General features: G+C 60.2%; 11 protein-coding genes. 8 read left to right on the top strand and 3 right to left on the bottom strand.

Features of this window, described 5'->3' with window-relative positions; genetic code table 11:
- Positions 1-164 precede the first annotated feature (164 nt).
- The 8 genes from WFM45_RS06885 to WFM45_RS06850 all read left to right on the top strand — a co-directional run bounded on the left by WFM45_RS06885 (position 165) and on the right by WFM45_RS06850 (position 8,006).
- On the top strand, positions 165-1,211 hold the full coding sequence (locus tag WFM45_RS06885) for a 3-deoxy-7-phosphoheptulonate synthase (RefSeq protein WP_004931381.1): 1,047 nt from the start codon (positions 165-167) through the stop codon (positions 1,209-1,211).
- 105 nt (positions 1,212-1,316) lie between these two features.
- Positions 1,317-1,802, top strand: coding sequence for a glutathione peroxidase (locus WFM45_RS06880; protein ID WP_048323189.1), 486 nt, complete (start codon positions 1,317-1,319; stop codon positions 1,800-1,802).
- 171 nt (positions 1,803-1,973) lie between these two features.
- Complete coding sequence (gene hemP, locus WFM45_RS06875) at positions 1,974-2,156, top strand: hemin uptake protein HemP (protein WP_004931384.1); 183 nt, start codon at positions 1,974-1,976, stop codon at positions 2,154-2,156.
- Between the two features lie 94 nt (positions 2,157-2,250).
- Positions 2,251-4,293 carry a TonB-dependent hemoglobin/transferrin/lactoferrin family receptor gene (locus WFM45_RS06870; protein ID WP_103085612.1) on the top strand — a complete coding sequence of 681 codons (2,043 nt, stop codon included), beginning with the start codon at positions 2,251-2,253 and terminating at the stop codon, positions 4,291-4,293.
- Positions 4,294-4,359: 66 nt separating this feature from the next.
- A complete protein-coding gene (locus WFM45_RS06865; protein ID WP_103085613.1) occupies positions 4,360-5,397 on the top strand; it encodes a hemin-degrading factor in 1,038 nt (345 codons plus the stop codon).
- Positions 5,394-6,224, top strand: a complete 831-nt coding sequence (locus tag WFM45_RS06860) for a heme/hemin ABC transporter substrate-binding protein (RefSeq protein ID WP_060559588.1) — start codon at positions 5,394-5,396, stop codon at positions 6,222-6,224. The genes WFM45_RS06865 and WFM45_RS06860 overlap by 4 nt, the downstream gene beginning before the upstream one ends.
- Positions 6,224-7,228 (top strand): FecCD family ABC transporter permease, encoded by a 1,005-nt coding sequence (locus WFM45_RS06855; RefSeq protein WP_060559587.1) that lies wholly within the window; start codon positions 6,224-6,226, stop codon positions 7,226-7,228. The genes WFM45_RS06860 and WFM45_RS06855 overlap by 1 nt, the downstream gene beginning before the upstream one ends.
- On the top strand, positions 7,221-8,006 hold the full coding sequence (locus WFM45_RS06850) for a heme ABC transporter ATP-binding protein (RefSeq protein ID WP_336954971.1): 786 nt from the start codon (positions 7,221-7,223) through the stop codon (positions 8,004-8,006). The genes WFM45_RS06855 and WFM45_RS06850 overlap by 8 nt, the downstream gene beginning before the upstream one ends.
- Positions 8,007-8,039: 33 nt before the next feature.
- Here the strand turns inward: WFM45_RS06850 and WFM45_RS06845 are convergent, their stop codons facing one another.
- The 3 genes from WFM45_RS06845 to WFM45_RS06835 form a co-directional block, all read right to left on the bottom strand.
- On the bottom strand, positions 8,040-9,482 hold the full coding sequence (locus WFM45_RS06845; protein WP_336954970.1) for a protein adenylyltransferase SelO: 1,443 nt from the start codon (positions 9,480-9,482) through the stop codon (positions 8,040-8,042).
- Positions 9,483-9,726: 244 nt separating this feature from the next.
- A complete protein-coding gene (locus tag WFM45_RS06840) occupies positions 9,727-10,458 on the bottom strand; it encodes an EAL domain-containing protein (RefSeq protein ID WP_004931399.1) in 732 nt (243 codons plus the stop codon).
- 510 nt (positions 10,459-10,968) lie between these two features.
- Positions 10,969-11,982, bottom strand: coding sequence for a lipoate--protein ligase A (locus WFM45_RS06835; RefSeq protein WP_004931401.1), 1,014 nt, complete (start codon positions 11,980-11,982; stop codon positions 10,969-10,971).
- Positions 11,983-11,985: the final 3 nt, after the last annotated feature.

Below are 11,985 nucleotides of genomic sequence, written 5' to 3'. Positions count from 1 at the left end.
CTGCCGTTTATTTCAGCAGCAGCTGATTTTTTTGTGCTTTTTTTCGCGGCTTTGATCAACAGAACGCAATCTCTACGGTTGAATTCAGCGCTTTTTGCGTTATTGTGATCGCCATCACTTCCCGGCACTCCTGCCGCAGAGAAGAACAGTTTCCAGGGAACAACATGCACAAAACAGATGAACTGCGGACCGCGCGCATCGACAGCCTCGTCACGCCGCAAGCGTTGGCGGACAAGCTGCCGATCTCGGCGGCCGTCGCCGATAACGTGACAGCGTCACGCAAACGCATTGAAAAAATCCTCACCGGCGAAGACCGCCGCCTGCTGGTGGTGATCGGCCCCTGCTCCATTCACGATCTCGACGCCGCCGTCGATTACGCCGGCCGGTTGAACGCCCTGCGCGAACGTTACCAGGACCGCCTGGAGATCGTGATGCGCACCTATTTCGAAAAACCGCGCACCGTCGTCGGCTGGAAAGGCCTGATCTCCGATCCGGCGCTGGACGGCACCTTCCAGGTGAACCGCGGCATCGAAATGGCGCGCCGCCTGCTGCTGGAAGTGAACCAGCTCGGCCTGCCGACCGCCACCGAATTCCTGGACATGGTGGTTGGCCAATATATCGCCGACCTGATCAGCTGGGGCGCCATCGGCGCGCGCACCACCGAAAGCCAGATCCACCGTGAAATGGCCTCGGCGCTTTCCTGCCCGGTCGGCTTCAAAAACGGCACCGACGGCAACACCCGCATCGCCATCGACGCCATTCGCGCGGCGCGCGCCGGGCACATGTTCCTGTCGCCGGACAAACATGGCCAGATGACCATCTACCAGACCAGCGGCAACCCATATGGCCACATCATCATGCGCGGTGGCAAAACGCCGAATTACCACGCCAGCGACATCGCCGCCGCCTGTGACAGCCTGCGCGAGTTCGATCTGCCTGAACACCTGGTGATCGACTTCAGCCACGGCAACTGCCAGAAAATGCACCGCCGCCAGTTGGAAGTGGCCGACAACGTCTGCCAGCAGATCCGCGCCGGCTCCGCCGCCATCACCGGCGTGATGGCGGAAAGCTTCCTGGTGGAAGGCACGCAGAAGATCGTCGCCGGCCAACCGCTGACCTATGGCCAGTCGATCACCGATCCTTGCCTGAGCTGGTCCGACAGCGAACAGCTGCTGGCGATGCTGGCGGATGCGGTCGATAGCCGTTTCTGACGCAACACAGGCCGGGGCCTCGCCCCGGCTTTCTCCCTTCTGTCCCGCTCATCTATACTGATTGCAACGCTTTAGCACCCGCCGAAACGCACTGGGAGCCCCGGCATGATTCACTCTCTGTTATCCATCCCCTGCGTCACGCTGCAGGGCGAGCAAAAAACGCTGGGCGATTTCCCGGCGCGCGCTTACCTGGTGGTCAACACCGCCAGCAAGTGCGGCTTCACCCCGCAATACCGCGGGCTGGAAAATCTGTGGCGATACTATCGCGAGCGCGGCCTGATGGTGCTCGGCTTCCCCTGTAACCAGTTTGGTTCTCAGGAACCGGGCAGCCCGCTGGAGATCGCCAATTTTTGCAGCCTTAACTACGGCGTCAGTTTCCCGCTGTTCAGCAAGATCGACGTTAACGGCCCCGGCGCGCACCCGCTGTTCAATGAGCTGAAACGCCTGGCGCCCGGCATTCTCGGCAGCCACCGCATCAAATGGAACTTCACCAAGTTCCTGCTCACCGCCGACGGCCAGCGCGTGACGCGCTTTGCGCCGATCACCAAACCCGAACGCCTGTTTGACCGCATCGAAACCCTGCTGAAATAACGCCCCTTTTTTACGGGCCGAGTGCGCTCGGCCCGCCGCCGGATGCCCGTTCGACAAAAAGGTTCCATCGGTAAGAAAATTTTCCTTGATGTAACCTTTCCTTCACATGATAATGATTCTCAGTTTGATATTAATTACCATTTAATGGTCTGTTTTTTAAGCACAATGATGATGGATACTGCCAACACGCCAACCCCCGCCGCCGCGGCCCCGAACGAGCACAGCGCAAACGCGCCGCCCAGCTACGACAGTGCACAGCTGCTCGGCGCCGACGGCATCGCGTTCATTACCCATCAGGGCCAGCGCTATCAACTGCGGCAGACCAAAGCCGGGAAATTGATCCTGACCAAATAACCACAGAATCCTCAAACGCCAGCCACCCCGATCGTTTGATCCAGGCAGCCAGCAAATCTATTGATATGTTTTATTACATACGGAGAGTTGCACCATGCCTCTGACATTTTCCACCCGGCTGCGTTTTTCCGCTTTGAGTCTGGCGATTGCCTGCGCTCTGCCTACGGTGGCCTTGGCACAAAACACCAGCACAACATCCCCTTCCAACGCGGCAGCGGCTAAAAAAACCAAAGCCGCCGACGAGACCATGACCGTGGTCGCCACCGGCAACCAACGCAGCAGCTTTGAAGCGCCGATGATGGTCACGGTCATCGAAGGCAATTCGCCGGAAAGCCAGACCGCCACCTCCGCCGCCGATATGCTGCGGCGCGTGCCGGGCATCACCGTCAACGGCACCGGGCGCAGCAACGGCCAGGATGTGACGATGCGCGGCTATGGCAAGAACGGCGTGCTGACGCTGGTCGACGGCATTCGCCAGGGGACCGATACCGGCCACATCGGCGGCACCTTCCTCGATCCGGCGCTGGTCAAACGCATTGAAATCGTGCGCGGCCCTTCTGCGCTGCTGTATGGCAGCGGCGCGCTGGGCGGCGTTATCGCTTACGAGACCGTCGATGCCGCCGATCTGCTGCTGCCGGGCCGCGATAGCGGGTTCCGCGTCTACGGCACCGCCGGCACCGGCGATCACAGTTTGGGCATGGGCGCCAGCGCCTACGGCAAGACCGATAACCTCGACGGCCTGCTGTCGTTCGGCACCCGCGATGTCGGCAACCTGCGTCAGGGCAACGGTTTCGATGCGCCTAACGACGAAACCATCAGCAACGTGCTGGCCAAAGGCACCTGGAAGATCGACGACAATCAGTCGCTGAGCGGCGATCTGCGTTATTACAACAACGACGCCCAAGAGCCGAAAAACCCGCAGACGCCGGACAGCTCGAGCGGCAACCCGATGACCAACCGTTCCACCATTCAGCGCGACGCCGCTCTGAGCTATAAGCTCAAGCCGGTCGGCCAGGATTGGCTGGACGCCACCGTCAAGCTGTACACCTCGGAAGTCAAAATCAATGCGCACAACGCCGGCGCGACCGACGAATTCCGCAAGCAGACCACCAACGGCGGCAAGCTGGAAAATCGCACGCGCCTGTTCGCCGACAGCTTTGCGTCACACTTGCTTACCTACGGCTCCGAGGTCTATGAACAGAAACAGCAGCCGGGAGGCGCCACCACCAGCTTCCCGCAAGCCAAGATCAACTTCGCCTCCGGCTGGCTGCAGGATGAAATTACGCTGCGCGACATTCCGATCACCGTGCTGGCGGGCACGCGCTACGACGATTATAAAGGCAGCAGCCAGGGCCACGAAGACGTCAAGGCTGACAAATGGTCGTCCCGTGGCGCCCTGAGCTACTCGCCGACCGACTGGCTGATGCTGTTCGGCTCCTATTCCCAGGCCTTCCGCGCCCCAACCATGGGCGAGATGTACAACGATTCGCGCCACTTCCCCGGCAACTATTGGGTGCCTAACCCGAATCTGCGGCCGGAAACCACCAGCACCACCGAAGCCGGTTTCGGCCTGCGCTTCGATGATCTGCTGCTGGCGGATGACAGCCTGCAATTCAAGGCCAGTTACTTCGATACCGACGCCAAAGACTACATTTTCATGTATGTCACTCGAACGCAGACCGCCTCAGCGAATATCTCTCGCGCCAAGATTTGGGGTTGGGACACCTCGCTGAACTACCAGACCAAGTGGTTTAACTGGGATCTGGCCTACAACCGCACACGCGGCAAGGACAAGTCTCGCAATGGCGAGCTGAACGCGAAAAGCGGCGATTGGCTGGCCGACATCAGCCCGGATACCGTCACCAGTTCGCTGGACGTGCCGCTGGGCGAAACCGGTCTGTCCGCCGGCTGGGTCGCCACCTTCGCGGAACGCGCCACTCGCGTACAAACGGGGACGCCGGAGCAAGGCGGCTATGGCGTCAACGACTTCTATCTGAGCTACAAGGGCCGCGATCGTCTGCAGGGCATGACCACCACCGTGGTGTTGGGCAACGCCTTCGACAAAGAATACTACTCGCCGCAGGGCGTCCCGCAGGATGGCCGCAACGCCAAACTGCTGGTCAGCTACCAGTGGTGATCATTTGACTATCAGGCGGACACCCGGTGTGTCCGCCATTCGCATTACAGCGCAGGAGAATCCCGCATGAGCAACACCCTATACGAACGCTACCAACAGGCCAAAATCGACCACCCAGGCAAATACGCCCGCGATCTGGCGGCGATCCTCGGCGTCAGCGAAGCGGAACTGACGCACGCCCGCGTTGGCCACGACGCCCGCCGCCTGCAGGCCGACGCCCGCACGTTGCTGACCGAACTCGAGCAAGTGGGCGTCACCAAGTCCATCACCCGCAACAGCTATGCGGTACATGAGCAGATGGGCCGCTACCGCAACCAGCACCTCAACGGCCACGCCGGGCTGATCCTCAACCCGCGCGAGCTGGATCTGCGCCTGTTCCTCAACCACTGGACCAGCGTCTTCGCCATGAGCGAAACCAACAAGCGCGGCGTGCGCCACAGCATTCAGTTCTTCGACCAACAGGGCGATGCGCTGCACAAGGTCTATACCACCGAAGAAACCGATCTGCCGGCCTGGATGGCGCTGGTGGAGCGCCATCTGAGCGAAGAAAACCCGGCGCTGGCGCTGCAGCCCGCCGAGGCGAGCGCCTCGGATGAAACGACGCAAGATCATGCCAAAATCGACGCTGAGTGGCGCGCGATGACCGACGTTCACCAGTTCTTCCAGCTGCTGAGCCGCAATAAGCTCACGCGCCAACAGGCCTTCCGCGCCGTCGGCGACGATCTGGCCTATCAGGTAGACAACAGCGCGCTGTCGCAGTTGCTGGAAGCGGCGCAGCAGCAGCAAAACGAGATCATGATCTTCGTCGGCAACCGCGGCTGCGTGCAGATCTTCACCGGCCAGATCGAACGTCTGATGCCGCAGGAAGGCTGGATTAACGTGTTCAACCGCCGCTTCACGCTGCATCTGATTGAAGGCGCCATCGCCGAAAGCTGGATCACCCGTAAACCGACCAAGGACGGCATCGTCACCAGCCTGGAGCTGTTCGCCGCAGACGGCACGCAGATCGCGCAGCTGTATGGCCAACGCACCGAAGGCCAGCCGGAGCAAACCCAGTGGCGCGAACAGGTTGCTGCGCTCGCCGCCAAGGATATCGCCGCATGAAATCTTCCTTAATCCGCCGCCTGGCGCTGATGATGACGCTGGCGCTGCCGCTCACCGCCGCGGCGGCACAGCGCATCGTCTCGATCGGCGGCGACGTGACGGAAATCGCCTTTGCGCTCGGCGCCGGCGACGACGTGATCGCCCGCGATAGCACCAGCCTACATCCGGAAGCGGTGAAAAAGCTGCCGGACGTCGGCTATATGCGCCAGCTGAACGCCGAAGGCATTCTGGCGCTGAAGCCGACGCTGGTGCTGACGACCGAGCTGGCACAGCCGGCGCTGGTGCTCAAACAGCTGGCGGACAGCGGCGTCAAAGTGGTCAGCGTGCCGGGTGACACCACCCTGCAGGCGGTGCCGCAGAAGATCGCCGCGATCGCCGCCGCGTTGCAACGCGTTGAGCAAGGCAAACAGCTGAGCGAGCGCTATCAACAGCAGCTGGCGGCGGTCGATACCACTCCGCTGCCGGTGAAGGTGCTGTTCGTGATGAGCCACGGCGGCATTACGCCGATGGCGGCCGGGCAACACACCGCCGCCGACGCGGTGATCGCCGCCGCCGGCCTGAAAAACGCCATGCAGGGCTTTGACCGCTACCGCCCGCTGTCGCAGGAAGGCGTCATCGCCAGCGCGCCGGATCTGTTGCTGGTCACCACCGACGGCGTGCGCACCCTCGGCGGCGAACAGCAGCTGTGGACGCTGCCGGGCCTGGCGTTGACGCCGGCAGGAAAGCAGCGTCGCGTGCTGATCGTCGATGACATGGCGCTGTTGGGCTTCGGTCTGGAAACGCCGGCGGCGCTGGCCAAGCTGCGCCACGCGGCGGAGCAAAAGTAATGCGCTGCCGCACCTCGCCTCAGTGGGCCATCATCGGTCTGCTAGTGCTGCTGACGCTGCTGGCGCTGGTCGCCGCCAACCTGGGCGCGCTGACGCTGTCGTTTCGCACTCTGTGGCACGAACCTTTCAGCGATGCCGCCTGGCACATCTGGCTGAATATCCGCCTGCCGCGCGTGCTGCTGGCGGTGGTGATCGGCTGCGCGCTGGCCGTGTCCGGCGCCGTGATGCAGGGGCTGTTCCGCAACCCACTGGCGGATCCTAGCCTGCTGGGCATCAGCAGCGGCGGCGCGTTGTTTGTCGCGCTGTTCATCGTGATGCCGCTGGCGTTGCCGGTGACGATCGCGCTATACGGCCATATGCTGGCGGCGTTCCTCGGCAGCCTGCTGGTATCGTTATTGATCTACGGCATCAGCCGCAGCGGGCACGGCAATCTGTCGCGACTGCTGCTGGCGGGCATCGCCATCAACGCCCTGTGCATGGCGGCCATCGGCGTGCTCTCCTACGTCAGCAGCGATCAACAGCTGCGCCAGTTCTCGCTGTGGATGATGGGCAGCCTCAGCCAGTCGCAGTGGCCGACGCTGGCGGTTTCCGCCTCGCTGATTTTGCCTACGGCGCTGCTGACGCTGCTGCAGGCGCGCCGGCTGAACCTGTTGCAGCTGGGGGATGAAGAGGCCCACTACCTCGGGGTTAACGTCCAGCGCGCCAAGCTGCAGCTGCTGTTGCTGAGCGCCCTGCTGATCGGCGCGGCGGTGGCGATGAGCGGCGTGATCGGCTTCGTCGGTCTGGTGGTGCCCCATCTGGTTCGCATGCGCCTCGGCGGCGATCACCGCTGGCTGCTGCCCTGCTCCGCGCTGGGCGGCGCCTGCCTGTTGCTGGTCAGCGATACGCTGGCGCGCACGCTGGTGGCGCCGGCCGAAATGCCGGTGGGGTTGATGACCAGCCTGATCGGCGGTCCTTACTTCTTGTGGCTGGTGATGCGCCAGCGGGAGCGAACCGGTGGATAACGCCGCCTGCCTGACGGCCCGAGAGCTGCGCTACAGCCTCGGTGCGCGCCGCCTGATCAACGACGTTTCACTCAGCCTCGCCGGCGGTGAGATGGTGGCGATTATCGGCCCTAACGGCGCCGGAAAATCGACGCTGTTGCGCTTGCTGACCGGCTATCTGACGCCGGACTGTGGCGAATGCCGGCTGCTCGACCGCCCGCTGGAACACTGGGCGCCGCAGCAGTTGGCCAAAGTCCGGGCCGTGATGCGCCAGTACAGCGATCTGGCGTTTCCCTTCAGCGTGGAAGAAGTGGTCAGCATGGGGCGGGCGCCGCACGGCAAACGCGACCAGCATCAGGCGCTCCAACAGGTGATGGAACAAACCGACTGCCTGGCGCTGGCGCAGCGCGACTACCGTCAGCTTTCCGGCGGCGAACAACAACGGGTGCAGCTGGCGCGGGTGTTGGCGCAGCTGTGGCAGCCGCAACCGTCCCCCGCCTGGCTGTTCCTCGACGAGCCGACCTCGGCGCTGGACCTGTATCACCAGCAGCACACCCTGCGCCTGCTGCGCTCGCTGACGCGCCAACAGCCGCTGGGCGTCTGCTGCGTGCTGCACGATCTCAATCTGGCCGCGCTGTACGCCGATCGGATCCTGCTGTTGCATCAGGGCCGCTTGGTGGCGAGCGGCACGCCGCAGGAAGTGCTGCAGGCCGACATTCTCACCCGCTGGTATCAGGCCGATCTCGGCGTGGTGCATCATCCCGAAGCGTCGCTGCCGCAGGTCTATCTACGTCAATAACATCAAGGGCGCCATGAGGCGCCCTTTTTCATCTCAGCTGGAGCAGGAAATCTCCAAATGTTTGCCCCAGTCCGGCGGCAGCGCGGCGAGATCGTCATACTCCGGCGCATCGTCGAACGGCCGCAGCAGGGCCTGATGCAACCGCTGCAAACGGCCCACGTCGTCTTTCTCTGCGTCCTCAATCGCCTGCTGCGCCAGATAGTTGCGCAGGATCAGGCGCGGGTTCACCGCCTTCATCGCCCGTTGCCGTTCCGCATCACTCACCTGTTCCTGCTGCAGACGCCTGCGATACTGCTGATACCAGGAATCGAACGCCGCGCGGTCGATAAACTCGTCGCGCAGCGGCGACTGCGCCTGTTGCTGTTCAGTGTCGCTCAACAGGCGGAACGTGCGGGTATAGTCCCGCCCTTCCTGCGCCATCAGGCTCAACAGACCGGTGAGCACGTCATTATCCTGCGCCGTCGGCGTGAAGAAGCCGAGTTTGGCGCGCATCTGTTCACCGTAGGCGCGCATCAGCGCCGGCTCATACGCCGCCAGCGCCTGCTGCAGCTGTTCGGTGGTCATCAGCCCCGACAGGGTCTGCGCCAGGCGATGCAGGTTCCACAGCGCCACCGCCGGCTGATTGTCGAAGGCGTAACGCCCCTGATGGTCGGAGTGGTTGCAGATATAGCCGGGCTGGTAGTCGTCCAGGAAGCCATAAGGGCCGTAATCGATGGTGATGCCGAGAATCGACATATTGTCGGTGTTCATCACGCCGTGGGCGAAACCGACGGTTTGCCAATGGGCGATCAAACGCGCCGTGCGTTCGACCACGTCGGTAAACCACAGCAGGTAACGCTCAGCCTGATCCTGCAGCTGTGGCCAGTGATGGGCGATGACAAAATCCGCCAGCTGCCGCACCTGCTCCGGCTGTTTGCGGTAGTAAAAGTGTTCGAAGTGGCCGAAGCGCACATGGCTTTCCGCCACCCGCAGCAGCATCGCGCCGCGTTCCGGCTGCTCGCGATATACCGGTTGTTGACTGGTGACAATAGTTAACGCACGCGTGGTGGGGATCCCCAGATGGTGCAACGCCTCAGAGGCCAGAAACTCGCGGACAACCGAACGCAGCACCGCGCGACCATCACCCATGCGTGAATACGGCGTCAGCCCGGCGCCCTTCAGGTGCCAGTCGCGGTGGCTGCCGTCCGCCATGACCTGTTCGCCCAGCAAAATGCCGCGGCCATCGCCCAGTTGCCCGGCCCACACGCCGAACTGGTGGCCACTGTACACCTGCGCCAGCGGCTGCATGCCCGGCAGCAGCGTTTCTCCCGCCCAAATCGGGGTTTTATCCTGAGTAAACCAACTTTCATCCAGCCCCAGCTCGCGCGCCAGCGGCTCGCTATGGTACAGCAGGCGCGTATCCTTGAGCGGCGTCGGATTCAGAGCGGTGTAGAAACCAGGTAACTGTTGGTAGTAAGCGTTATCGAACTGCGGCATAGGCCCTCCGTTTCAGCGTAGTGTAGAGCGTGAACGGGCGGATTAACACCGAAGGAATGCAGGGAGAACGCATCCGCCTGTCGCCAGAACGGATGCGGGAGGTTTCGCGTGAGGAAACGCGCTGAACGTCAGCTGACAAACGCGGTTATCAGCAAAACGTGGGGGAATAACGGCGACTGAATCACGCTAAACATCACCCCGTCGCTTATTTACCTCATTGTGTGTAGTTTTTTTGTATCACTTCTTAATTATTGAACTCGCTGGGCATCGTCAGCAAAGCTTGCAGATTATCCACACCAACGCTGGGCCATAAAAAACCTTGCAGGCCTAAAACACCGGCGTATCTGAGTTTATTAAAATACTCTTTTTTCTCTATTCCTCCGACGATCACGCCGTTACATAACAGGTTGATATTCTTTAACAACGAGTCAATGACCACGTCATACCCCTGATGGGTAAACAGCTGCCAGTAAAAACGTTTGTCTATCTTTACGTAGTCAAACAAACCATCGTACAACGCGGTCAACGTGGCCTTACCGGAACCGAAATCATCGAGCCACAGCGTAAACATTTCGCTTAATCGCCGCACGCTCGGGTTGTTCTTACCGGCCGAAAGATTCGGAAAACTCTCACTCATTTCAAATGCAATAAAAGGATATTGCCCGATCCTTTGGCACAACGCCGAATCGGAAAGAATAAGCTCAACGATGGTTTCTTCGATATTGATGGTCAACTGTACGTTGTTATCGGTAAACCAAGCCGCATGCTGCTCCGCAAGTTTCAGTTGCTCATTAAATAACTCAATCCTTTGTTCAGGCGCCAATAAATTAATCCCAATTTCGGCCGGCATGGCTAAATCACCGTCGAGACTGTTGAAACGGCTCAACATTTCCACCGCCAACAGCCCGCCCTCCATTGAGTAAACAGGTTGAAAAACATAGCTACTAATAAAGTCAGCTTCGAGTTGGATGTTCATTTTAATGCCACAGGATGAATGGCTAGCGTATCATCGTATATCAATACATTTTATCGATCAATCCCTCTGGGATTAATCGGAAATATCAATGTAAATACCCATGAAATATCATTTAATTGATAGATTAAAGCTATACGACAATCGTAAAAGGCGCAAAGAAAAGCAGCCGGACTTATGCCAAGGTAGCCGCCAAACGCGTTATGCGAAAAGGTATTTGACTTAAGTTGAATGGATTTATGGCTAAATTTGACTTATCTCCTTTGTTTTATTTAAGAAAAATCCTAAATAAAGTAAAATAATCTTTCCTTCTTAACGCCAATTTTCCCTGCCGTTAACGACGACTGATTAAATTTAATAACGCATCAATTCCGCCCGTTATTCGCGGCATTGAAATCGTAAAAAAATGCCCACCTTGATTTTCAGAAAATCTGCGCTACCACCCTGCAAAACGTCGATTTCAGCGATAAAAAAAGGGATGAGCACGCTCATCCCTTCATCACCAGGCCTGCGCTAGCGGATCGTTTCGCTCAGCCATTGCCGCAGCTCGGCTAATTCGGCCGCCTGCTGAGGATAGTCCGCCATCAGCCGGTCACAGCAAGCGGCAACGGGCTCGCTTCGATACGCGCAGCCCACCAGCATCTCCGCCAACCGCTGCAGCGGGGCGGGATTCAGGCTGTCGGTGAATACCTGCGCGCGAACGATCGCCCCCTTCTCCACATCGAAGAACAGGTCTACGCCGCCCCAGACAAAGCGTTCGTTGAGCAAGTGGCTGAACGCCGGCGCCTTGCCAAAATTCCATTCCCAACTGCTCTGTTTGGCGAACTGCGCGGCAAAATCGGGCAGATCGGGGAATACATCCGGCGAAATGATCTCCGGCTCGGCCGTTTCGCCATAGTGGGCGAAGAAGGCCTGCACGATAGCGTCGCATACCTGCTCATGGCTGATGCCCGGCAAAAACTCCGCCAGGTTGGCGACGCGCGAACGCACCGAAGTGATACCCTTGGCCTGCAGCTTTTTGGGATCCGGGTTCAGGTAGTCCGCCAGCCGTTCCAGATCGGCATTCAGCAGCAGCGTGCCATGGTGGAAACCGCGATCCTGCGTTTCTCGATAGGCCGAGCCGGATATTTTGCGCGGCCCGTCGGCGGTTTCCATCACCAGATCGTTGCGCCCCGACGCGCCGGCTGTGACGCCCAACTGCCGCAGCGCTTGCAGAATGATGTCGGTCGAGACGCTCTTGTCGTAGCCCGGTTTGCCGGCCATAAAGGTGAAGCAGGTATTGCCCAGATCGTGAAATACCGCCCCGCCGCCGCTGCTGCGCCGCGCCAACCGAATGCCGTCCTGCTCCATACGCCGGGTATTGCACTCTTTCCAGGGGTTCTGCGACTGGCCAATCACCACCGTTTCGGCATTGCGCCACAGGAAGAGAATTTTTTGCGTGGTCATTTCGCGGAAGATGCACTCTTCCACCGCCAGGTTGAACCAGGGATCGTAGGAGTCGGAGATCAATAAACGCAGGCTGTTCATGGC

It is taken from the genome of Serratia sp. KG1D (assembly GCF_037150675.1).
Lineage (GTDB): Bacteria > Pseudomonadota > Gammaproteobacteria > Enterobacterales > Enterobacteriaceae > Serratia > Serratia nematodiphila.
This window is presented reverse-complemented; position numbering and strand designations above follow the sequence as displayed.

Bases quoted from the DNA above. Each gene is read 5' to 3' on its own strand.
- WFM45_RS06865 (WP_103085613.1), top strand. From the start codon at position 4,360: ATGAGCAACACCCTATACGAACGCTACCAACAGGCCAAAATCGACCAC.
- WFM45_RS06855 (WP_060559587.1), top strand. From the start codon at position 6,224: ATGCGCTGCCGCACCTCGCCTCAGTGGGCCATCATCGGTCTGCTAGTG.
- WFM45_RS06840 (WP_004931399.1), bottom strand. From the start codon at position 10,458: ATGAACATCCAACTCGAAGCTGACTTTATTAGTAGCTATGTTTTTCAA.
- WFM45_RS06835 (WP_004931401.1), bottom strand. From the start codon at position 11,982: ATGAACAGCCTGCGTTTATTGATCTCCGACTCCTACGATCCCTGGTTC.
- WFM45_RS06860 (WP_060559588.1), top strand. From the start codon at position 5,394: ATGAAATCTTCCTTAATCCGCCGCCTGGCGCTGATGATGACGCTGGCG.
- WFM45_RS06880 (WP_048323189.1), top strand. From the start codon at position 1,317: ATGATTCACTCTCTGTTATCCATCCCCTGCGTCACGCTGCAGGGCGAG.
- WFM45_RS06885 (WP_004931381.1), top strand. From the start codon at position 165: ATGCACAAAACAGATGAACTGCGGACCGCGCGCATCGACAGCCTCGTC.
- hemP (WP_004931384.1), top strand. From the start codon at position 1,974: ATGGATACTGCCAACACGCCAACCCCCGCCGCCGCGGCCCCGAACGAG.
- WFM45_RS06845 (WP_336954970.1), bottom strand. From the start codon at position 9,482: ATGCCGCAGTTCGATAACGCTTACTACCAACAGTTACCTGGTTTCTAC.
- WFM45_RS06870 (WP_103085612.1), top strand. From the start codon at position 2,251: ATGCCTCTGACATTTTCCACCCGGCTGCGTTTTTCCGCTTTGAGTCTG.